The sequence below is a fragment of the Caballeronia sp. LZ008 genome (assembly GCF_031451435.1).
In the GTDB taxonomy this organism is placed as follows: domain Bacteria; phylum Pseudomonadota; class Gammaproteobacteria; order Burkholderiales; family Burkholderiaceae; genus Caballeronia; species Caballeronia zhejiangensis.
The window spans coordinates 1,532,401-1,554,315 of record NZ_JARUXK010000001.1 but is presented as its reverse complement, the minus strand read 5'-3'; the positions used below and the strand labels follow the sequence as shown (position 1 = coordinate 1,554,315).

20 protein-coding genes and 1 pseudogene are annotated in these 21,915 nt (G+C 64.4%); 17 read left to right on the top strand and 4 right to left on the bottom strand.

Going from position 1 to position 21,915, the window contains the following annotated elements; all coding sequences use genetic code 11:
• The 3 genes and pseudogenes from QCE49_RS07270 to phaR form a co-directional block, all read left to right on the top strand.
• Positions 1 to 172 (top strand): annotated as a pseudogene (locus tag QCE49_RS07270) (acetyl-CoA C-acetyltransferase); the annotation flags it as partial.
• Between the two features lie 87 nt (positions 173 to 259).
• Entirely contained in the window at positions 260 to 1,000 is a 741-nt protein-coding gene (locus tag QCE49_RS07265) for a 3-ketoacyl-ACP reductase (RefSeq protein WP_008349413.1), read from the top strand.
• Between the two features lie 155 nt (positions 1,001 to 1,155).
• Positions 1,156 to 1,731, top strand: coding sequence for a polyhydroxyalkanoate synthesis repressor PhaR (gene phaR, locus QCE49_RS07260; RefSeq protein WP_033537161.1), 576 nt, complete (start codon positions 1,156 to 1,158; stop codon positions 1,729 to 1,731).
• A 69-nt stretch (positions 1,732 to 1,800) separates the two neighbouring features.
• Here phaR and QCE49_RS07255 read toward each other — a convergent pair whose 3' ends face one another.
• A complete protein-coding gene (locus QCE49_RS07255) occupies positions 1,801 to 2,382 on the bottom strand; it encodes a hypothetical protein (protein ID WP_250460234.1) in 582 nt (193 codons plus the stop codon).
• 19 nt (positions 2,383 to 2,401) lie between these two features.
• Positions 2,402 to 2,584 carry a hypothetical protein gene (locus QCE49_RS07250; RefSeq protein WP_250434801.1) on the bottom strand — a complete coding sequence of 61 codons (183 nt, stop codon included), beginning with the start codon at positions 2,582 to 2,584 and terminating at the stop codon, positions 2,402 to 2,404.
• Positions 2,585 to 2,834: 250 nt separating this feature from the next.
• Here QCE49_RS07250 and rimO point away from each other — a divergent pair, with 250 nt between their 5' ends.
• From rimO to QCE49_RS07225, 5 genes are all read left to right on the top strand, one after another.
• On the top strand, positions 2,835 to 4,172 hold the full coding sequence (rimO, locus tag QCE49_RS07245; RefSeq protein WP_051079027.1) for a 30S ribosomal protein S12 methylthiotransferase RimO: 1,338 nt from the start codon (positions 2,835 to 2,837) through the stop codon (positions 4,170 to 4,172).
• Positions 4,173 to 4,176: 4 nt separating this feature from the next.
• Positions 4,177 to 5,100: a sugar kinase gene (locus QCE49_RS07240; protein ID WP_033537160.1), complete on the top strand. Its 924-nt coding sequence runs from the start codon at positions 4,177 to 4,179 to the stop codon at positions 5,098 to 5,100.
• Between the two features lie 28 nt (positions 5,101 to 5,128).
• A complete protein-coding gene (gene bktB, locus QCE49_RS07235) occupies positions 5,129 to 6,313 on the top strand; it encodes a beta-ketothiolase BktB (protein WP_250460232.1) in 1,185 nt (394 codons plus the stop codon).
• 23 nt (positions 6,314 to 6,336) lie between these two features.
• Entirely contained in the window at positions 6,337 to 6,960 is a 624-nt protein-coding gene (locus QCE49_RS07230) for a hypothetical protein (protein WP_144403838.1), read from the top strand.
• A 66-nt stretch (positions 6,961 to 7,026) separates the two neighbouring features.
• Positions 7,027 to 8,220, top strand: a complete 1,194-nt coding sequence (locus QCE49_RS07225; RefSeq protein WP_008349419.1) for a cystathionine beta-lyase — start codon at positions 7,027 to 7,029, stop codon at positions 8,218 to 8,220.
• Between the two features lie 38 nt (positions 8,221 to 8,258).
• On the opposite strand, the gene serB is transcribed toward QCE49_RS07225, so the two are convergent.
• The gene (gene serB / locus QCE49_RS07220; RefSeq protein WP_008349420.1) at positions 8,259 to 9,098 is read right to left on the bottom strand and encodes a phosphoserine phosphatase SerB; all 840 of its coding nucleotides are present in this window, start codon (positions 9,096 to 9,098) and stop codon (positions 8,259 to 8,261) included.
• A 46-nt stretch (positions 9,099 to 9,144) separates the two neighbouring features.
• Positions 9,145 to 10,101 carry a LysR family transcriptional regulator gene (locus tag QCE49_RS07215; RefSeq protein WP_034473407.1) on the bottom strand — a complete coding sequence of 319 codons (957 nt, stop codon included), beginning with the start codon at positions 10,099 to 10,101 and terminating at the stop codon, positions 9,145 to 9,147.
• Between the two features lie 100 nt (positions 10,102 to 10,201).
• Between QCE49_RS07215 and QCE49_RS07210 the strand changes: the two genes are divergently transcribed.
• The 9 genes from QCE49_RS07210 to QCE49_RS07170 all read left to right on the top strand — a co-directional run bounded on the left by QCE49_RS07210 (position 10,202) and on the right by QCE49_RS07170 (position 21,859).
• On the top strand, positions 10,202 to 11,218 hold the full coding sequence (locus QCE49_RS07210) for a zinc-binding alcohol dehydrogenase family protein (protein ID WP_250460230.1): 1,017 nt from the start codon (positions 10,202 to 10,204) through the stop codon (positions 11,216 to 11,218).
• 157 nt (positions 11,219 to 11,375) lie between these two features.
• Positions 11,376 to 11,927, top strand: coding sequence for a DUF6013 family protein (locus tag QCE49_RS07205; RefSeq protein ID WP_250460228.1), 552 nt, complete (start codon positions 11,376 to 11,378; stop codon positions 11,925 to 11,927).
• Between the two features lie 296 nt (positions 11,928 to 12,223).
• Positions 12,224 to 13,132: a Ku protein gene (locus tag QCE49_RS07200; protein WP_008349424.1), complete on the top strand. Its 909-nt coding sequence runs from the start codon at positions 12,224 to 12,226 to the stop codon at positions 13,130 to 13,132.
• 18 nt (positions 13,133 to 13,150) lie between these two features.
• Positions 13,151 to 15,865, top strand: a complete 2,715-nt coding sequence (ligD, locus tag QCE49_RS07195) for a DNA ligase D (RefSeq protein WP_034473413.1) — start codon at positions 13,151 to 13,153, stop codon at positions 15,863 to 15,865.
• 20 nt (positions 15,866 to 15,885) lie between these two features.
• Positions 15,886 to 16,188 carry a hypothetical protein gene (locus QCE49_RS07190; RefSeq protein WP_250460226.1) on the top strand — a complete coding sequence of 101 codons (303 nt, stop codon included), beginning with the start codon at positions 15,886 to 15,888 and terminating at the stop codon, positions 16,186 to 16,188.
• A gap of 203 nt (positions 16,189 to 16,391) precedes the next feature.
• Positions 16,392 to 17,021 (top strand): biliverdin-producing heme oxygenase, encoded by a 630-nt coding sequence (locus QCE49_RS07185; protein ID WP_008349429.1) that lies wholly within the window; start codon positions 16,392 to 16,394, stop codon positions 17,019 to 17,021.
• Entirely contained in the window at positions 17,018 to 19,390 is a 2,373-nt protein-coding gene (locus QCE49_RS07180; RefSeq protein WP_309805849.1) for an ATP-binding protein, read from the top strand. Before QCE49_RS07185 ends, QCE49_RS07180 begins: the two co-directional genes overlap by 4 nt.
• Positions 19,383 to 19,847: a response regulator gene (locus QCE49_RS07175; RefSeq protein WP_008349436.1), complete on the top strand. Its 465-nt coding sequence runs from the start codon at positions 19,383 to 19,385 to the stop codon at positions 19,845 to 19,847. The genes QCE49_RS07180 and QCE49_RS07175 overlap by 8 nt, the downstream gene beginning before the upstream one ends.
• Positions 19,848 to 19,921: 74 nt before the next feature.
• Positions 19,922 to 21,859, top strand: a complete 1,938-nt coding sequence (locus tag QCE49_RS07170; RefSeq protein WP_008349438.1) for a response regulator — start codon at positions 19,922 to 19,924, stop codon at positions 21,857 to 21,859.
• The last annotated feature ends 56 nt before the right edge of the window (positions 21,860 to 21,915 follow it).

Sequence of the window (21,915 nt, the reverse complement as noted above, 5' to 3'; positions counted from 1 at the left end):
GATCAACGTGAACGGCGGGGCGATCGCGATCGGTCATCCGATCGGCGCGTCGGGCTGCCGGATTCTCGTCACGCTGCTGCACGAAATGCAGAAGCGCGACGCGAAGAAGGGTCTGGCGTCGCTGTGCATCGGCGGCGGCATGGGTGTCGCGCTGGCGGTGGAACGTCCGTAATAAGTCACAGATAGTCACTGGCGGGATTGGGAAGGGCCAGCGGGCGGCAAGGAGATCGCCGTCCGCATAACGAAAATGGAGTGAGGAATGGCGAAGCGTATAGCGTATGTAACCGGCGGGATGGGCGGCATCGGCACCAGCATCAGCCAGCGCCTGCTTAAAGATGGCTTTACGGTCGTCGTGGGCTGCGGTCCGAATTCGCCGCGCCGGGTGAAATGGCTGGAAGACCAGAAGGCGCTCGGCTTCGAATTCATCGCCTCGGAAGGCAACGTCGGCGACTGGGAATCGACGAAGAACGCGTTCGACAAGGTCAAGGCCGAAGTCGGCGAGATCGATGTCCTCGTGAACAACGCGGGCATCACGCGCGACGTCGTGTTCCGCAAGATGACGCACGAAGACTGGACCGCCGTCATCGACACGAACCTGACGAGCCTCTTCAACGTGACGAAGCAGGTCATCGACGGCATGGTCGAGCGCGGATGGGGCCGGATCATCAACATTTCGTCGGTGAACGGGCAGAAAGGCCAGTTCGGTCAGACGAACTACTCGACCGCCAAGGCCGGCATTCACGGCTTCACAATGGCGCTCGCGCAGGAAGTGGCCACCAAGGGCGTGACGGTCAACACCGTGTCGCCGGGCTATATCGGCACGGACATGGTGAAGGCGATCCGTCCGGAAGTGCTGGAGAAGATCGTCGCGACCATTCCGGTGCGCCGTCTCGGCACCCCGGACGAAATCGGCTCGATCTGCGCGTGGCTCGCGTCCGAAGAATCGGGCTTCGCGACCGGCGCGGACTTCTCGCTGAACGGCGGCTTGCATATGGGCTGACGGGCGGCGGCTTCCCGCGACGCCGAAACGCGCGCGGGAAGTCACCACTCGCCGGATTTATCAACGATGCGGCGAACATGCAGCAGCGCTTTTTTGCGACAACGCAAGACCTGCTTGCTGCCATCGCAGTAAAGTTTTGCGTTTAAAGGCGTTAAATGACCACCACTACTACTACAAAGAAACCCGCCGAACGACTCATCAAAAAGTATCCAAACCGTCGGCTGTACGACACGGAAACGAGCACCTACATCACGTTGTCGGATGTAAAACAGCTCGTGCTCGATCAGGAAGATTTCAAGGTGCTCGACGCGAAGTCCAACGACGACCTCACGCGCAGCATCCTTCTGCAGATCATTCTGGAAGAAGAGAGCGGCGGCCTGCCGATGTTCTCGTCGGTGATGCTCTCGCAGATCATCCGTTTCTACGGCCACGCGATGCAGGGCATGATGGGCACGTATCTGGAGAAGAACATCCAGGCGTTCATCGACATCCAGCAGAAGCTGACCGAGCAGAGCAAGGGCATCTACGACGGCAACGCGCTCAACCCCGAAGTCTGGTCGCAGTTCATGAACATGCAGGCGCCGATGATGCAGGGCATGATGACGAGCTACATCGAGCAGTCGAAAAACATGTTCGTGCAGATGCAGGAGCAGATGCAGTCGCAGGCGAAGTCGATGTTCAACACGTTTCCGTTCCCGACGCCCACGCCTTCGTCGACGGAAAAGAAGTAGTCCGGTTCGAGGGCGCGTGCGGGCGTCGAGGCTTGCGCGCCTCGGCGTGAGCGCTCGCGCGCCGTCCGTTCATTGCCCGCCGACGGCTCTCGTCGAATCGTACGCCAGCGCCGCGCCGAAATCGCCGCGATACGTATAGGCGCCGTGGTGCTCCAGTGTCGAGCGTGCATCCACGTACACCTTTCCGCCAGAATCGCGCCAGCGGCGGCAAAACGCGTAGTCCTCGGAAAGATAGCGCCCGGTTTCCGGCTCGACCATCACGTCGAAGAAGCGATGGCAGTAGCCGTGCAACGGCGTATCCGGCGGCGCGTCGGGCACGTAGCGCAACTCGGGCATGCGCGCGATCATCGTTTCGAGCACCGCGCGGCGTATGCACATGAAGCCCGTCGGCGCCTCGTCCACTTCCATGAAGCCGTCGTCGTCCACTTCGAGGCGCGCGCCGTCATGCAAATTCACCGGATAGCGCAACGCCCGTTCGAGAAACTGCGCTTGCGTGAGCCCGGCGGGAATCTCGCCCGTCCAGTCGATGCGCTTGAGCGGATACACGCCGGCGACGACATCGCGACCCGCGAGCAGCAGACGCAGCACCTGCTCCGGTGTGAAGCCGATATCGGCATCGATCCAGAAGAGATGCGTGTGCTCCGTATGCATCAGAAAATGCGCGACGGCTTCATTGCGCGCGCGTGACGAGACTTTCGCCGGCGCAGATGCGCATCGAGCCTCGCACGCCGAGGCGCCAGAGCTCGTTGGTGAGCGTGAGCATGCTGGTGGCGTAGCCGGACGTCACTTGGCCCGAGTAGCAGGGCGTGACGAAGAGCGGATTGAAATGGCGCAGCGCTGAGTAGTCGAGCATGAAACCGATGTGTGATTCGAAGCAATGAGAGACGCGGGAAGCTGCGGATTCGCTCGAGTTTGCTGCGCGCCAGCTTCAATCGGAATGAGACAAAGGAAAAGGGGGCCGAGCCGTGTCGGCGGCTCGCCGATGTAAAATAGTGGATTGGCCTCTTGCGTTCCCACAAGACACTCTTCCCGTGAAAAATTCTTTAGATTCAATCGATTCAATCGATTCACTCGCCAGGACGAAGCCCGCGCCGAAAATCGGCATGGTGTCGCTCGGCTGCCCGAAGGCGCTTGTCGATTCCGAGCAGATCATGACGCAGTTGCGCGCCGAAGGTTACGAAATCTCCGGCACCTATGACGGCGCGGACCTCGTCGTCGTCAACACCTGCGGCTTCATCGACGAAGCCGTGCAGGAAAGCCTCGACGCCATCGGCGAGGCGTTGAGCGAGAACGGCAAGGTCATCGTGACCGGCTGTCTCGGCGCGAAAAAGAGCGCGAGCGGTTCGGGCCTCATCGAGGAAGTGCATCCGAAAGTGCTGGCCGTCACCGGTCCGCACGCGACCAACGAAGTCATGAACGCGGTGCATACGCATCTGCCGAAACCGCACGATCCGTTCACCGATCTCGTGCCGCCCGCCGGCATCAAGCTGACGCCGCGCCACTACGCTTACCTGAAGATTTCGGAAGGCTGCAACCATCGCTGCACGTTCTGCATCATCCCGTCGATGCGCGGCGATCTCGTCTCGCGCCCCGTCGCCGAAGTCATGCTGGAAGCCGAAAATCTGTTCAAGTCCGGCGTGAAGGAACTGCTCGTGATTTCGCAGGACACGAGCGCGTACGGCGTCGACGTGAAATACCGCACGGGTTTCTGGAACGGCAAGCCGCTCAAGACGCGCATGACCGAGCTCGTCGGCGCGCTCGGCGAACTCGCCGCGCAGTACGGCGCGTGGGTGCGCCTGCATTACGTGTATCCGTATCCGAGCGTCGACGAAGTCATCCCGATGATGGCAGAAGGCCCGCTGCGCGGCCACGTTCTGCCGTATCTCGACGTGCCGTTCCAGCACGCGCATCCCGAAGTGCTGAAGCGCATGAAGCGCCCGGCGAACGCGGAAAAGGTGCTCGAGCGCGTGAAGACATGGCGCGAAATCTGTCCCGATCTGACGATTCGCAGCACGTTCATCGCGGGCTTTCCGGGCGAGACGGAAGAGCAGTTTCAGACGCTGCTGGATTTCCTGAAGGAAGCGGATCTGGATCGCGTCGGCTGCTTCGCGTATTCGCCGGTCGAAGGCGCAACGGCGAACGAACTCGACGGCGCGTTGCCCGACGAAGTGCGCGAGGATCGCCGCGCGCGCTTCATGGAACTCGCGGAAGAACTGTCCGCGAAGCGCATGAAGAAGAAGGTCGGCAAGACGCTCAAAGTGCTCGTCGATGAAGTGGGCGCGGAAGGCGGCATCGGCCGCACGGCGGCGGACGCGCCGGAAATCGACGGCGTCGTGTACATCGCGCCGACGACGAAGGCATCGAAGCGCTACAAGGCCGGCGACTTCGTGTCGGTGAAGATCACCGGCGCCGATGGCCACGATCTCTGGGGCGAGGTCTAAAGCCATGCCAGGGATGCCGCACGTCCTCGCGCTCGGCGAGGCCATGATCGAGTTCAATCAGTCGACGCGCGATCAGCCGAACTATCTGCAAGGCTTCGGCGGCGACGTCTCCAACTTCCTGATCGCGGCATCGCGCCAGGGCGCGGCGACGGGCTTCGTGTCCGCGGTCGGCAACGATCACTTCGGGCAATTGCTGCTCGATCTGTGGTGCGCGGAAAACGTCGATACGTCGACGGTGCGCGTCGATCACGATGCGCCCACGGGCGTCTATTTCGTGTCGCACGGCGAGAGCGGGCATCGCTTCGACTATCTGCGCGCGGGTTCGGCGGCGAGCCGCTACGCGCCGTCGCACTTGCCGCTCGATGCGATCGCCGCCGCGAAGGTCGTGCATCTGTCGGGCATCAGTCTCGCGATCGGCGTGGCCGCCTGCGATGCCGCGCTCGCCGCGATCGACCATGCGCGCACGCACGGCGTCAAGGTCAGCTTCGACACGAACCTGCGCCTGAAGCTGTGGCCGCTCGCGCGCGCCCGCGCGGTCATGCTCGAAGCGATCCGCGCAACCGACATCTGCCTGCCGAGCTGGGACGACGTCACGCTGCTCACCGGCCACGAAGACAAAGACGCGATCGTCGATGCGCTGCTGAAACTCGGTCCGAAGGTCGTCGCGCTGAAGCTCGGCAAGGAAGGCGCGTATATCGCGACGCCGGACGAGCGGCGCGTGGTGCCGGGCCGCGTCGTGCAGGCGGTCGATGCGACGGGGGCGGGCGACTGCTTCGGCGGGGCGTTCATCGCGCGCATCGTTGCAGGCGACGATCCTTTCGCCGCGGCGCGCTACGCGAACGTCGCCGCGGCTTTGTCGACGCAAGGTTTTGGCGCAGTGGCGCCGATCCCGCGAAAGGACGAGGTCGAGCGCGCGCTGGCAGAATAGCCGAACCTCAAACGAAGGAGACGACAACATGCAACGTGAAGTGGTGGTGGTAAGCGGCGTGCGCACGGCGATCGGCGATTTCGGCGGTTCGCTGAAGGACTTCAGCCCGACCGATCTCGGTGCGCGCGTCGTGCGCGAAGCGCTGTCCCGCGCGAACGTCGCGGGCGATGAAGTCGGTCACGTCGTGTTCGGCAACGTCGTGCATACGGAGCCGCGCGACATGTATCTCGCGCGCGTCGCGGCGCTCGACGGCGGCGTCACGCAGCATGCGCCCGCGCTCACGGTGAACCGTTTGTGCGGCTCGGGCTTGCAGGCGATCGTGTCGGCGTCGCAGTCCATTCTGCTCGGCGATGCCGATGTCGCCATCGGCGGCGGCGCGGAAAGCATGAGCCGCGCGGCGTACATCATGCCCGCCGCGCGCTTCGGCCAGCGCATGGGCGACACGCGCATCGTCGACATGATGGTCGGCGCGCTGAACGACCCGTTCGACAAGATCCACATGGGCGTGACGGCCGAGAACGTCGCGGCGAAGTTCGGCATCACGCGCGAGATGCAGGACGCGCTCGCGCTCGAATCGCACCGGCGCGCGGCGAAAGCGATCGAAGCCGGCTATTTCAACGATCAGATTCTGCCGATCACGCTCGCTTCGAAGAAAGGCGACACCGTGTTCGACCGCGACGAGCACGTTCGCCTGAACGCCACCGCCGAAGACTTCGCGAAGCTCAAGCCGGTTTTTGCGAAGGGAAACGGCACGGTGACGGCGGGCAACGCGTCGGGCATCAACGATGCGGCCGCGGCCGTCGTGCTGATGGAACGCTCGCTTGCGGAAAAGCGCGGCGCGAAACCGCTCGCGCGGCTCGTCGCGTACGCGCACGCGGGCGTCGATCCGAAGATCATGGGCATCGGCCCGGTTCCCGCGACGCAGAAGGTGCTGGAGCGCGCGAGCCTCTCCGTCGACGATCTCGACGTCATCGAAGCAAACGAGGCGTTCGCCGCGCAGGCGTGCGCCGTATCGCAGGAACTGAAGCTCGATCCCGCGAAGGTCAATCCGAACGGCTCGGGCATTTCGCTCGGGCATCCGATCGGCGCGACCGGCGCGCTCATCACCGTGAAGGCGTTGTACGAACTGCAGCGCATCGGCGGGCGTTACGCGCTCGTGACGATGTGCATCGGCGGCGGCCAGGGCATCGCGGCGATCTTCGAGCGCATTTGAAGGACTCACGGATGATGCCAAGCATGAAAGGGCCGCGGACGGTCGCGGCCTTGACGATCTTCGCCGCGCTTGCCGCGTGCAATTCGCCGATGCCGGCGGGCCAGACCGGCGTGCAGGCACAGAACGCACGCGAGCCAGCGGGCGCCGACGCGCACGGCGCGCAAGCCGCGATCAAGGAACTCGCGCTGCCGCCGCAGAAGCCGCTCACGCCGAATCCGGAGTACGCGAAGTTTCCGCGCTACGTCGGCACGCTCGGCGACAAGCAGATCGAGATGAAACTCGGCGCGAAAACCGACGAGCCCTCCGGCGTGCACGGCGAGTACCGGTTCGCCGGCAGCCCGAACGTGATTCTCGTCGCGGGCGACCGCGACGGCGACACACTCGAAATCGAGGAATCGAACGACGGCACGCACATCACGGGCAACTGGGTCGGCAAGTTCGCGGCGGACGGCAGCGTGTCCGGCGAGCGCATGAACCCGGACGATTCGAACCCGCAGCCGTTCGATCTGCGGCCCGCCGCGGCCGGCAAGACCTTGCCCGCGACGGGCACCGCGAAGGCGCCGCCCGCGCCGTCGCTGGAACCTGCGCCGCCCGCGCCGCCCAAGAATGCCGTGGGCGGCACGAGCAACGTCATCATCGGCGAATGATTCGCTCTGTCTTCACCCCGCCGGGCGTTCCGGCGGCGGTCTCTTTTCATTCCGTATTGCAAAGCCATGACTGATTCCAGCAGCAAGGACCGCGATCTGCAAACCCGCATCGTTCAGCCTGAAGACCGCATCACGCCCGGCTTCGAGTCGTTCTCGGTGCCGGTCGCGCGCGCATCGACGGTCGTGTTTCCCGATCTCGCCTCGATGCGCTCGCTCGTCTGGAGCGACGATTCGAAGTGGCGCTACGGCCTGCACGGCACGCCGACGACCATCGCGCTCGCGCAGCGTCTCGCCGCGATCGAGGGCGGCGAATTCGCGCTGCTGCAGCCGTCGGGGCTCGCCGCGATCTCCAACATCTACTTCGGTCTCGTGAAAGCGGGCGATCACGTTCTCGTGCCCGACAACGCCTACGGTCCGAATCGCGATCACGCCGACTGGCTCGCCGCCGATTTCGGGCTGGAAGTGACCTATTACGATCCGATGACCGGCGCGGGCATCGCCGATTCGATCCGTCCGAACACGAAGCTGATCTGGCTCGAAGCGCCCGGCTCGGTGACGATGGAAGTGCAGGACGTGCCGGCGATCGTCGCCGTCGCGCGCGCGAAGGGCATCGTCACGGCGATCGACAACACGTTTTCCGCGGGCCTCGCGTTCAAGCCGTTCGAGCATGGCGTCGACATTTCCGTGCAGGCGTTGACGAAATATCAGTCGGGCGGCAGCGACATCCTGATGGGCGCGACCATCACGCGCGATGAGGAACTGCACAAGAAGCTCAAACGCGCGCGGATGCGTATGGGCATCGGCGTGTCGGCGGACGATGCGTCGCTCGTGCTGCGCAGCCTGCCGTCGATGAAAGTGCGCTACGAAGCGCACGACCGCACCGCGTACGCGCTCGCCCAGTGGCTCAAGACGCGGCCCGAAGTGAAGGCGGTCCTGCATCCGGCGCTGGAGGATTGTCCCGGCCACGCGTTCTTTGCGCGCGACTTCAAGGGCGGCGCGGGCGGGCTGTTTTCGATCGTCTTCGATGGCCGCTACACGAGCGCGCAAGTCGATGCGTTCGTCGAAGCGCTCGAACTGTTCTCGATCGGCTGGAGCTGGGGCGGCGCGCACAGCCTCGCGATGCCGTACAACATCCGCTCGATGCGCACCGCGTCGCAATGGCCGCACGAAGGCGTGCTGGTGCGTTTCTACGTCGGTCTCGAAGCGGAAGCGGATTTGCGCGCGGATCTCGAAGCCGCGCTCGCCAAGGCGTTCGCCTGAATGAAAACGGCGCCCCGAAGGCGCCGTTTTCACATCGATCAGAACAGCCGCAACAAGCCGTCGAGTCCGACGAAGTTGAACGCGAGACTCGCCGATTGCCGCACGACCGGCTTCGCGCGGAACGCGACCGATAATCCGGCTTCCGCCATCATCTTCAGGTCGTTCGAGCCGTCGCCCATTGCGATCGCGCGTTTCGGATCGATGCCGATCTGCGCGCACGTTTCGATGAGCGTGCGCGCCTTCACATCCGCGTTCACGATCTCGCCGACGACCTTGCCGGTCAGCTTCCCATCGACGATTTCGAGCGTATTCGCGCGCGTGTAATCGAGGCCGAGCCGCGCCTTCAGACGCTCGGTGAAGAACGTGAAGCCGCCCGACACGAGCAGCGTTTTCAGGCCCGCCGCGCGCGCGCCTTCGAGCATGCGTTCCGCGCCCGGCGACAGTTGCAGGCGCTCTTCGTAGACGCGTTCCAACGCGCTTGCATCGAGACCTTTGAGGAGCGCGACGCGCCGCGTGAGGCTCTCGTTGAAGTCCTTGATCTCGCCGCGCATCGACGCTTCGGTGATTGCCGCGACTTCGGCTTTGAGCCCGCAAAAATCCGCGATTTCGTCGATGCACTCGATCGTGATGAGCGTCGAATCCATGTCCATCGCGACGAGGCCGAAATCGGCGAGCTTCGCGTTCGCTTCGATAAAGGCGTAATCGAGCGCATGGGTGCCGCAATAAGCGTCGATGTCGGGGCGCTGCAGCGGATCGGCGTCGATGAGACGCAGAAGGGTGTCGTCGACGCGCTGCGTCTCTTTGGCGCGTGCGAGCGCCGCGAGCGGCCGCAGATGCGAATCGGAAATGGCGCTGGGACTTTGAATGACGAGGTTCATCAAAAAGAGCAGGAAAGGGCGGCGAAACCGCCATTGTAAAGAACCTTCAGCGCTGCACGCGCGCCGGATCGACATCCCAGTAAGGCGGCTCGCCGAACTGTACTGCGAGGAAGTCGATGAACGCGAGCGTCTTCGGCGGCACGAACGCGCGGCTCGGATACACCGCCCAGATCGCGACGGTCTGCGCGAGCGGGTAATCGTCGAGCACGGTGACGAGTTCGCCGCTCGCGAGCAAGGGCGCGACGCTCCACGTCGATTTGAGGCCGATGCCGATGCCCGCCGCGAGCGCATCCCGGATCACTTCGCCGTTGTCCGTCACGATGCGCCCGGACACGCGCACGTCGATGACGCCCGTCGGCGTGACGAAGCTCCAGTCGCGCTGATCGGCGAGGATCACGCATTCGTGATCGACGAGATCGGCGGGATGGCGCGGCGTGCCGTGTTCGGCGAGATACGCGGGCGATGCGCACAGCACGCGCCGGTTGCTCGCGAGCTTTTTCGCGACGAGCGTCGAATCCTTCAGCGCGCCGATGCGGATCGCGAGGTCGATGCCTTCATCGACGAGATCGACGATCTGATCGGTCATGCGCAAATCGACGGTCACGCCGGGAAACTGGCGCAGAAACGCCGGAATCAGCGGCGAGATGTGCTGGCGGCCGAGCGAAGACGGCATCGTCACGCGCAGCCGGCCATGCGGATGCGCCCGCGCGCGCCCGACCGATGCGCGCGCGGCTTCGGCGGCGTCGAGCAGTTCGCGCGCGCGCGCCGCGAAAATCTCGCCTTCCTGCGTGACGGAGACCCGCCGCGTCGTGCGATGCAGAAGCCGCGTGCCGAGCATGCGCTCCAGCCCGGCGATGCGCGCGCTCGCCACCGCCGGCGACAAGCCGAATTCCCGCGCCGCCGCCGACAGATTCGCCAGCGCCGCCGCGCGCACAAAAAGGCCGACGTCGAGCAGATCGAGCCGCTCGCGCGTCGTGTCTTCCGTTACAGGATCGCTCGCCATTCGATGGATTTCCCGAAAAATGTTTCAGCGATTATGACGGTTTTCGAAAGACCGATCGCACTTTAAGATCGAATCCAGTCCACTCACGACGGAGCAAAAAATGAAAGCCATCGGTTTGACCCGCTATCTCCCGATTTCCAATCCCGAATCGCTCGTCGATATCGAACTCGACAAGCCCACGCCGACCGGCCGCGATCTGCTCGTGAAAATCGAAGCGATCGCCGTCAATCCCGTCGACACGAAAGTGCGCGCGCCGAAAGACAAGGTCGAGGCGACGCCGCGCGTGCTCGGCTGGGACGCGGCGGGCGTCGTGGAAGCGGTCGGCCCGGACGTGACGCTCTTCAAGGCCGGCGATCCGGTCTACTACGCGGGCGACATTACGCGTCAAGGCGCGAACAGCGAGTTTCATCTGATCGACGAGCGCATTGTCGGCGCGAAGCCGAAATCGCTCGATTTCACCCACGCCGCCGCGCTGCCGCTCACGACGATCACCGCGTGGGAAGCGCTCTTCGAGCGGCTCGGCGTGTCGGCGGAAGGCAAGGACGCGGGCAAGTCGGTGCTGATTATCGGCGGCGCGGGCGGCGTCGGCTCGATCGGCATTCAGCTGGCGAAGCGCGTCGCGAAATTGCAGGTGATCGCCACTGCCTCGCGGCCCGAATCGGCGAAATGGGCCGAAGACCTCGGCGCGGATCACATCGTCAATCACTTCGACGACATTCCGAAGCAGATGAACGCAATCGGCTTTCCCGAAGTCGATTACGTGCTGATCTTCAACGACACCGACAAGCATTTTCCCGCGGCCGCCGACGTCATCAAGCCGCAAGGCGGCATCGCGTCGATCGTCGAGAACGCGCAGCCCGTTCCCGTCGAATTGCTGAAAGCGAAGAGCGCGGCGTTTCACTGGGAGTTCATGTTCACGCGCGCGATGTTCAAGACGCCCGACATGATCGAGCAGCACAAGCTGCTGTCCGAAGTGGCGCGGCTGATCGACGCAGGCACCATCCGCACGACGCTCGGGAAGAATCTCGGCGCGATCAACGCGGCGAATCTGCGCGAGGCGCATCGCCTTCTGGAAGAAGGGCGCACGGTCGGCAAGCTCGTGCTGACCGGCTTCTGACGAATGTGTTGACGAACATCATCGACGTTGCTGCTCACGCGGGTTTTCCACTAGGATGAGCCAGCGGGCGGGGCGCTAGACTGGATCGGCCCTACAGCTTGCCGGCGCTTCGCGGCGCCGGTCTTTCCTTCCAAGCGCTCGATACGGAGGTGGCGGCATGAATCGTCGTTTGATCGTTCGTCGCATCGTTTCCGTCGCCGCGCTCGCGCTGTTCGCAGCGACCGCCCACGCGACGCCAGGCATCAAGGTTCTCTCCGAAGCGCCCAATGACGGCCCCATCAAGTACACGGTGAAGATGGCGTCGAAGAATTTCGGCAACGAGCAGGAAACGCGCACCATCCGCTCGGGCCAGACCGACGACTTCACCTGGCAGGGCACCGCGCCGAGCGGCGCGCAGGCCGTACCGGACGGGTGCCCGCAGGCGGCGTCGGTGCCCAAAAGCGCCGACGGGCAGGCGGTGCGGCAAGTGCAGATCCGCTTCGCGCCGGTCGTCGCGGACAACGGCGCGGCGAACGTGCAGATCAGCTTTCGCGCGTACGCGCCGAAGGGCACGAGCAAGGTGACCGTGGGCGGCAGGAGCCTGCAATGTCCCGTCGATAATCGCTTCAGCCAGATCGTGCGCTTCTCGATGCCGACTTCTACCGGCTCCAAGAAAACCGTCACGCTCGACGACGGCACGCAGTTGACCGTCACCGCGAGCCGCAAGTAACTCGATGGACGCGCCAGCCTTCCCGGCGCGTTTTTTCGATGCCGCATACGCAACTAACTGTCTTGTTTTCCGAACCGCGCAAACTTGTCGCGCAAACTCATCCTCAGTAAAGCTTACAGATGAACGGCTGCACGCAAGCGCGGGCGACCCGGCGCGCCGTGCGTCCGCACGCCCGCGCCGCTTGGCACGCTTTGTGCGATTCTTGTCGATGCCGCGCTGAAAACAGCGCGCAGAAACGCTTGGGCGCATGTTCCCGAGCGTATCCATCGATTCGATCCGACAGCGAAGGTGCCGCAATGCCGCACATGATCTGGAAAGGCGCGATCAGCTTCGGGCTGGTCCACGTGCCCGTGCAACTCTATCCGGCGACGCAGTCGGAGAAGGTCGGCTTCAACCTGCTCGACAAGCGCTCGATGGACCCGATCGGCTACAAGCAGATCAACAAGAACACGGGCAAGGAAGTCACGCGCGACAACATCGTGCGCGGCTTCGAATACGAGAAGGGCAAGTACGTCGTGATGACCGACGCCGAAATCCGCGCGGCCAATCCCGAATCGACGCAGACGGTCGATATTCTCGCCTTCGTCGATGCGCCCGAGATCTCGTTCCTCTCGCTCGATACGCCGTACTACCTCGCGCCCGATCGCAAAGGCGAAAAGGTCTACGCGCTGCTTCGCGATGCGCTGAAGGATACGGGCAAGGTCGGCATCGCGAGCGTCGTGCTGCACAACAAGCAGCATCTGGCGGCGCTGATTCCGGTCGGCCCCGCGCTCGCGCTCAACACGCTGCGCTGGGGCGACGAAGTGCGCGACTTCAGCCAGTTCAAGTTCCCGGACGAAGACACGAAAAAGGCCGGCGTCACGCCGAAGGAACTCGAAATGGCCAAGCGTCTCATCGACGACATGAGCGACACCTGGGACCCGACGAAGTATCACGACACCTTCAAGGACGACATCATGGCGCTCGTCGACAGGAAGGTGAAGGAAGGCAAGGTTGCCGAGGTGATGAAGATCGACGAAGGTGGCGAGGAAAAGGCATCCGCCGACATCCTCGACTTGTCCGAACTGCTCAAGCGCAGCCTGAAGAAAGGCGGCGCGGCGAAACGCGGCGGCAAGGCCGCGCAATCCGATGACGATTCGGGCGACGAAAGCGGCGAGGAAACCGCGCGTCCGGCACGCAAGACGACGCGCCGCAAACGCGCATAAGCGCACGACCCAACGACGATGGCTGAGAAACTCGAAACCTATCAACGGATGCGGCGTTTCGACAAGACGCCGGAGCCGTCCGGCGCCACGAAGCGCAGCGCGCGCGCGAAAAAGGCCACGCAAAGCGCGCTGTCCTTCGTGATTCAGGAACACGACGCGCGCCGCTTGCATTACGACTTCCGTCTCGAACTCGATGGCACGCTCAAATCATGGGCGGTGCCGAAAGGGCCGAGTCTCGATCCGTCGGTGAAGCGGCTGGCGGTGCACGTCGAAGATCATCCGCTCGATTACGGCTCGTTCGAAGGCGAGATTCCCGAAGGCAACTACGGCGCGGGCAGCGTCATCGTGTGGGATCGCGGGACCTGGGCGCCGCAATCGGGCAGCGTCGAGGACGCGGCGCGCGAGTATGCAAAGGGCAAGCTCAAGTTCACGCTCGACGGCGAAAAGCTGCACGGCGGCTGGACGCTCGTGAAAAGCCACATGCGCGGCAGCGGCGACAAGGAGCAATGGCTGCTCATCAAGGAGCGTGACGACGAAGCGCGTCCCGAAGCCGAGTACGACATCTTGCTGAAGAAACCCGGCAGCGTGCTGTCCGATTCGCTCGGCGCACGCGACGAAACCGGTGCGCTGCGCGAGCGCAACGAACGCAAGGCGGGCGCGAAGAAAGCGCCGGCGCGCAAGACCTCGGCGAAAGCAGCGAAGGCGGGGAATGGTCACGCGCATCCGGATATCGTCGCGAATCGCAACGCCGAGTCGTTGCGCACGTTGTCGCACGAACCGGCGATCGAAGGCGCGCAAAAGGCGAAGCTGCCCGCGACGCTCAAGCCGCAACTCGCCACGCTCGTCGATGCCGCGCCGCCCGGAGATGATTGGGGCTACGAAATAAAGTTCGATGGCTATCGCGTGCTCGCGCGCATCGAAACGGTGAAGGGCAAGCGCGAAGTTCGCATCTATACGCGCAACGGCAACGACTGGACCGCGAAGTTCTCGAAGCAGGTGAAGGCGCTCGACAAGCTCGATATCGAAAGCGGCTGGCTGGACGGCGAAGCCGTGGTGCTCGACGAGCGCGGCTTGCCCGACTTCCAGGCGCTGCAGAACGCATTCGACGTGGGGCGCCCGCAAGACATCGTCGTCTATTTCTTCGACGTGCCCTATCTGAACGGCTACGACTTGCGCAACGTGCCGCTCGTGCAACGCCGCGCGATCCTGAAGGCGGTCATCGAGCCGCTCGACGATCCGGTGCTGCGCTTCTCGCAAGACTTCGCCTTTCACGCCGACGACCTGCTCAAGAGCGCTTGCGACATGGCGCTGGAAGGCATCATCGGCAAGCGGATCGACAGCACCTATGTCTCGGGGCGCAGTGCGTCGTGGATCAAGCTCAAGTGCAGACGCCGCCAGGAATTCGTGATCGGCGGATATTCGGAGCCCTCTGGCAGTCGCGGGCAGTTCGGCGCGCTGCTGCTCGGCGTCTACGATACGGACGGCAAGTTGCAGTACGCAGGGCGCGTCGGCAGCGGCTTCGATCACGCGACGCTCGTCGCGGTGAAGAAGGAACTCGACAAGCGCGAGACTCAACGCATGCCCTTTGCAAGCGAGCCGCAGGAACGCAGCCGCACGCCCGTGCATTGGGTGAAGCCCGAGCTCGTGGCCGAATGCAATTTCGCGGAATGGACCAAGGAGCGCATCGTGCGACAAGCATCGTTCGTCAGTTTGCGGGACGATAAACCCGCGCGTCAGATCGTGAAGGAAGAGCCCGTGGCCGCGAAGAAAGTCGCGGCAAAGAAAATCGCGGCGAAGAAGACGACGGCCGCGAAAAAGGCCAAGGCGAGTCCGGCTGAAATCGAAGGCGTGAAGATCAGCCATCCGGATCGCGTGATCGACAAATCGACGGGGCTGACCAAGCTCGACGTCGTCGAGTATTACGCGTCGGTCGCCGACTGGATGCTGCCGCATCTGAAGGATCGGCCGGTGTCGCTCGTGCGCGCGCCGGAAGACATCGGCGGCGAGCTGTTCTTTCAGAAGCACAGCGCGAAGCTCGCGATTCCGCATATCACGCAGCATCCCGATATCGATCCGGGACATCCGCCGCTGCTCACGATCGAATCGTCGCAGGCGCTCGTCGGCACCGCGCAGATGGGCACGATCGAGCTGCATACGTGGAACGCGGTGGCGTCGAACATCGAGAAGCCGGATCGCATGATCTTCGATCTCGATCCGGGCGAAGGCGTCGGCTGGGAACGCATGATCGAGGCCGCGAAGCTCACGAAGGATCTGCTCGTCGAGCTCGGTCTCACGTCGTTCTGCAAGACGAGCGGCGGCAAGGGCTTTCATGTAGTCGTGCCGCTTGCGAAGCAGGCGAGCTGGGACGACATGAAGGATTTCTCGCAGGCCGTCGCGCAGCATATGGCGAGCACGCTGCCCAAGCTCTTCTCCGCGAAAATGGGCATGCAGAATCGCAAGGGCAAGATCTTCATCGACTATCTGCGCAACAACCGCGGCTCCAGCACGGTCGCCGCATTCTCGCTGCGCGCGCGGCCGGGGCTCGGCGCATCGATGCCGCTTGCCTGGGACGAACTCGATTCCGTCACGAGCGGCGATCAATGGCATATCGGCAACGTGCGCGAGCGGCTCGATGCGCTGAAGAGCGATCCGTGGGCGGGCTATGACAAGGCGCGTCAGCGGCTCACGGCGGAGATGAAGAAGCGGCTTGGCATGAACGCATCGCGCAAGTGAGCGTTCACAAGGAGACGAACATGAAGCAGGCGAACGCGGGCCCGGAGAGCGTGCCCGAACGCGGACGCGAAATGGCGAGCAAGGATCGCGAAAAGCAGGCGCGCGACGATGCGTCGAACGCGCCGCTGCCTCACGAGGCGGATCAGAACGTCGAATCGCAACGCGAACATGGCGCGCGCGATGTTGGCAAGCAGGCGCACGAGGACCTCGAACACGGTCTCGTCGACACGGACCGGCGCGGCGGCGGCGACTATCAGCGCGACACGCAGGGCGACGAACATGCGAATGCGAACAGCGGTGAAGGGCAGTCGAAGGAGCGCTGAACCGAACGGTGAAAAGCCTTCGCGGATGGCAGCGCGCGGGCCGCTTGCGTAGAATGATTCGTTGATCGGGAGCGGGCTTGAACGCAACGTTCGCCGCGTTTTTTCTACCGATGCGCGTATTTCAACAAGCGCGCAAACCGGTAAGCCCTTCCGATGCTTGCATCCCATGACCGCTTTGCGGACTGAAGCCAACACAACGGAACATGCCACTCGACCTTCTGTCCCGTCTGAAGAACGAAACCGCTGCGTGCCACGCGCGGCTGGAGAATGCGCTCGACCTGATGCGGGACGACCTTCAGCGCGACGAATACATCGCGCTGCTCGAACGATTCTATGGTTACGTCGCGCCGTGGGAAGACGCGGCGGCCGCGTGCCTGCCGTCGTCGCTCGCGGACTTTTTCGATGCGCGCCGCAAGGCGTCGCTCCTCGCCGCCGATCTCGCCGCGCTGACGGGTGAAACGCCGTCCGCCGGATCGCTGCCGCAAGCCGGCGCGCGCGATGACCTGCCGCGTATGGACAACATCGGCGATGCCATCGGCTCGATGTACGTGATGGAAGGCAGCACGCTCGGCGGCCGCTTCATCGCGCCGCATGTGGCCGCGCGTCTCGATCTCGCGCCGGGCATCGGCAACGCGTATTTCGACGGCTACGGCCCGCGCACGGGCAGCATGTGGAACGCGTTTCGCGAGACCGCGGCGGCAAGCGTGCCCGAACGCCTTCACGACGATGCGGTGAAAGCCGCCATCGCGACGTTCGAAAGTCTGCAAGCGTGGCTGTGTCCTGAAGCAATCGGCATCGAGTATTCGCAGCCCGCGCCGGGAGCGGGTTCATGAGCGAGTCCGCGAGCGAGCCGCCCATCGGCGCGAGGGCCGTGCGCGAAGCATCGCAAGGACCGCCCGATGCCGAAGCGCGCCGGCGCACGCTCAGCTCGGGCGTCGCCGGCCAGGACTGCGATGCCGAGCCGATCCACATTCCCGGCGGCATCCAGCCGCATGGATTTCTGCTCGTGCTGTCCGACGATCTGCACATCCTGCAGGTCAGCGAGAACCTCGTCTCGCTGACGAACGCGGGTGTCGACGAACTGCTCGGCGCTCCGCTCGATGTCGTCCTCGGCGCGGCGGGCGCGCAGCGCATCGGGCAGGCGGCCGCCACGTCCGCGCTCGACGACGCGCCGCTTTACATCGGCCCGATCGATCTCGCGCCGTCGTCGTCCGATAAGGCGTTGCGCCTCGATGTGACGATACATCGTCATGACGGCACGCTCATCGTCGAGATGGAGACCGCCGCCGCGACGGGCGATGCGTTCGCGTCGATGTATCCGCTCGTCCGCACGTTCGCGCGCGGGCTGCAGGAGGGCGGCAGCGTGCAGGCGCTCGCGGAGCTCGCCGTGCGCGAAGTGCGGGCGATCACGGGCTTCGGCCGCGTGATGCTCTATAGCTTCGACGAGGAAGGCCGCAGCCACGTGCTCGCGGAGGACCGCGACGCGAGTTATCCGTCGTTCCTGCATCAGTTCTTCCCGGCGTCGGACATTCCGCGTCAGGCGCGCGCGCTGTATCTGAAGAACCGTATCCGCCTCGTCGCCGATGTCGACTACACGCCCGCGCGCCTCGTGCCGAGCGTGAATCCCGTCACCGGACGCCCCACCGATCTCACGTTTGCGACGCTGCGCAGCTTCTCGCCCGTGCATCTGGAGTACATGCGCAACATGGGCACGCATGCGTCGATGTCCGTGTCGATCGTCGTGCGGGGACAGTTGTGGGGACTCATCTCGTGTCACGATCACAGCGCGCGCATCGTGCCGTTCAATACGCGCGTCGCGGTCGAGCATCTCGGGCACATGCTGTCCTTGCAGATCGAAGCGAAGGAAGAGCGCGCCGAGGGCGAATATCTGAGCGCGCTGCGCCGCACGATGAGCCGCCTGATTTCGGCGATGGGCGAGCACGAGAACTTCGTCGCCGGCTTGCGCGCCGTGCCGGGCGACGTACTGAGTTTCGCGCGTTCGGCGGGCGCGGCGATCGTCTTCGACGATCAGGTCACGCTGCTCGGCGCAACACCGGACGAGGACACCGTGCGCGCGCTCACGCACTGGCTCGCGGAAAACACGTCCGGCGTGTGGGCGACGGATTCGCTCGCGCGCGAATGGCCGCCCGCCAAGGCGCACGAAGACAAGGCGTGCGGCGTGCTCGCGGTGCCGGTCTCGCAGATCTTCCGCAACTATTTGCTTTGGTTCCGTCCCGAACTGATGCAGACGATCGAATGGGCGGGCGAGCCGGTCAAGATCGAAAGCGCGGATGGCTCGAGCGCGCCGCGCACGAGCTTTTCGCCGTGGCTCGAAACGGTGCGCGGCCATTCGGCGCTGTGGCGTCAGAGCGAGCTCGAAATCGCCGCCGAACTGCGCGGCGCGCTGCTGAACATCGTGCTGCGCCGCGCGGAAGAGCGCGCGGAACTCGCGACCGAACTCACGCGCGCGAACAAGGAGCTGGAGGCGTTCTCGTATTCGGTATCGCATGATCTGCGCGCGCCGCTGCGCCATATCGCCGGATACGGCGATCTTCTGCGCGAGCAGGAAGGCGAGCGCATGTCGGACAAGAGCCGGCGGTTTCTCAACAACATGCTGGAATCTGCGCGTTTCGCGGGCACGCTCGTCGACGACCTGCTGACGTTCTCGCAGATGGGCCGCGCCGCGCTCCGGCCCGCGCCGGTCGATCTCGGCCTGCTCGTGAAGTCGGTCGTGCAGGAAGTCGAGGTGGAAGGCTCGGGAAGAAGCATCGAATGGGTGATCGGCGATCTGCCGCGCGTGACCGGCGACGCCGCTTTCCTTCAGCTTGCGGTGCGCAACCTGATATCGAACGCGGTGAAATATACGCGGACGCGGGAATCGGCGAAAATCGAGATATTCGCGACCCGAAGCGGCGACGAATACGTGATCGGCGTGCGCGACAACGGCGTCGGCTTCGACATGAAGTACGGCGCGAAGCTGTTCGGGGTGTTCCAGCGCCTGCATCGCGCGGAAGAGTTCGAGGGCACGGGCATCGGGCTCGCCAACGTGCGGCGCATCATCGAGCGTCATGACGGGCGCACGTGGGCCGAAGGGCGGCTGGGAGAGGGCGCGGTATTCTATTTCTCGCTGCCCGTGACATTCCGCAACGCGAACGGGACGCAAGGCGCGCCAAATACAAAGTCAAGAAAAAACCATGCTTAAACCGATATTGCTCGTCGAAGACAATCCGAACGATCTCGAGCTCACGCTCGTCGCGCTCGACAAGAGTCAGCTCGCCAACGAGGTGATCGTGGCGCGCGACGGTCAGGAAGCCATCGACTATCTCACCTCCGAAGGCGAGTGGAAGGAGCGCGCGCCCGGCAATCCGGCGGTGATCCTGCTCGACCTGAAGCTGCCGAAGATCGACGGCCTCGAAGTGCTCGACATGATCCGCTCGAACGCATCGCTGAAGAGCGTGCCGGTGGTCATGCTCACGTCGTCGCGCGAGGAGCAGGATCTCATCCGCAGCTATGAACTCGGCGTCAACGCATATGTGGTGAAGCCGGTGGAATTCGCCGAATTCGTCGAGGCGATCAGCGATCTCGGCGTGTTCTGGGCCGTGCTCAACGAGCCGCCGCCGGGCTCGACGCGCTTTCGCCGCCCGCCGCCCGCGCAATGACCGCTGCGCCCATGAGCACGAATCCGTCCCGGCCGGTGCGCCCGCAAGCGTCCTTTCAAGAGGACGCCTAGATCATGCAGCCTCTGCATCTGCTTCTCGTCGAAGACAACGCACTCGATGCGGAGCTGACGATCGCCCAGCTCGAACGCGCGGACTATGCCGTCGAGGCGTCGATCGTGTACGACTCCGCGGCGTTCATCGCCGAGCTGGAGAAAAAGCGCTTCGACGTGATCCTCGCCGACTTCGTGATGCCGACCTTCTCGGGCATCGAGGCGCTCACGATCGCGAGCGAGCGTTCCCCGGACACGCCGTTCATCTTCGTGTCGGGCTTGCTCGGCGAAGAGCACGCCGTCGATATGCTCAAGCGCGGCGCAACCGATTACGTGCTGAAACAGCGCCTGCAGCGGCTGCCCGCCGTCGTGCGCCGCGCGATGCGCGAGAGCGCCGAGCGCGCGCAACGCATCGCCGTCGAGCGGGCGTTGCGCGAAACGGAGACGCATTTCCGCCTGCTCATCGATGCGCTGAAGGATTACGCGGTCATCACGCTCGATCCCGAAGGCCGCATCCGCACATGGAACGCGGCGTCGGAGCGCATTCTGGGCTTTCCCGCGCAGGACGTGCTCGGCCAGTCCGCGAACATCTTCTATGCGCAGGAAGATCGCGAGGGCGGCGTGTTCGACGCCGAGCTGGAAACCGCGCGGCGCGAAGGCAGCGCGAGCGACGACCGCTGGCTCTGGCGCAAGGATGGCCATTCGTTTTTCGCCTCGGGCGTGACGACGGCGATCCGCAGCGAGCACGACGAACTGATCGGCTTTTCGAAGATCGTGCGCGACGCGACCGACGCCCACATGGCCGCCGACGCGCTGCGGCTCGCAAAGGATCAGGCCGAATCGGCGAATCGCGCGAAGGACCATTTTCTGGCGGTGCTCTCGCATGAACTGCGCACGCCGCTCACGCCGATTCTCGCCGCCGTGCGCCTGCTCGAAATGAAGCACTCGCTGCCGCGCGAGGCGCATCCGACGCTCGATCTCATCCGCCGCAATGTCGAGCTGGAAGCGCGCCTCATCGACGATCTGCTCGATCTCACGAGCATCGCGCGCGGCAAGCTGTCGCTGAATTTCGCGAGCGTCGCGCTCGATACCTTGCTGACGAGCGCGCTCGACATGTCCGAAGCCGATCTGCGCGCGAAGAGCCTCACGCTCGAAACGCATTTCGACGCGGGCCGGTTCGTCGTGCTCGGCGACGCGGCGCGCCTTCAGCAGATCATCTGGAATCTGATGAAGAACGCGGTGAAGTTCACGCCGGCGGGCGGGCGCATCGACGTGCGGACCTGGAATCCGGATCCGTCGACGATCGCCGTTTCCGTGACGGACAGCGGCATCGGCATCAGCGCGGAGGCGTTGCCGCGCATTTTCTCGGCGTTCGAACAGGCCGACGATTCCATCACGCGCTCGTTCGGCGGCCTCGGGCTCGGTCTCGCGATCGCGAGCACGCTCGCGCAGAAGCACGGCGGCACGCTTTCGGCCTACAGCGAAGGCCGCGACGCGGGCGCGCGCTTCACGCTGACGCTGCCGCTCGCGAAACTGCAACCCGCGCGCGAGGACGAGCCGCTCATCGAAGCCGCGAGCCGGGAACAGGGACGCGCGCTCAAGGTGCTGCTCGTGGAGGACAACGAGCAGACGTCGTCGGCGATGGCCGAAGTGCTCGAAATGCTCGGCCACGAAGTGTCGGTTGCCGTAACGGTCGCTCAGGCGCTCGAACGCGCGAAGAGCGGGCCGTTCGATCTGCTCGTCAGCGATATCGGCCTGCCGGACGGCAGCGGACTCGATATCGCGCGCGCGTGGCAGAACCTGCAGCCCGACAAGCCGTCGGTGGCGATCACGGGCTACGGCATGGACGAGGACATCCGCCGTTGCCGCGAAGCCGGTTTTCGCGATCATCTGACCAAGCCGGTCAATTTCTCGCGGCTCGAAGCGCTGATTCAATCGCTCGCGGAACAGCATTCGAAATAAGCTATCGGCGCGCGCCGGTCGAAGAAATTTGACAGGCGTCTGCGGGCTTGTGTCGA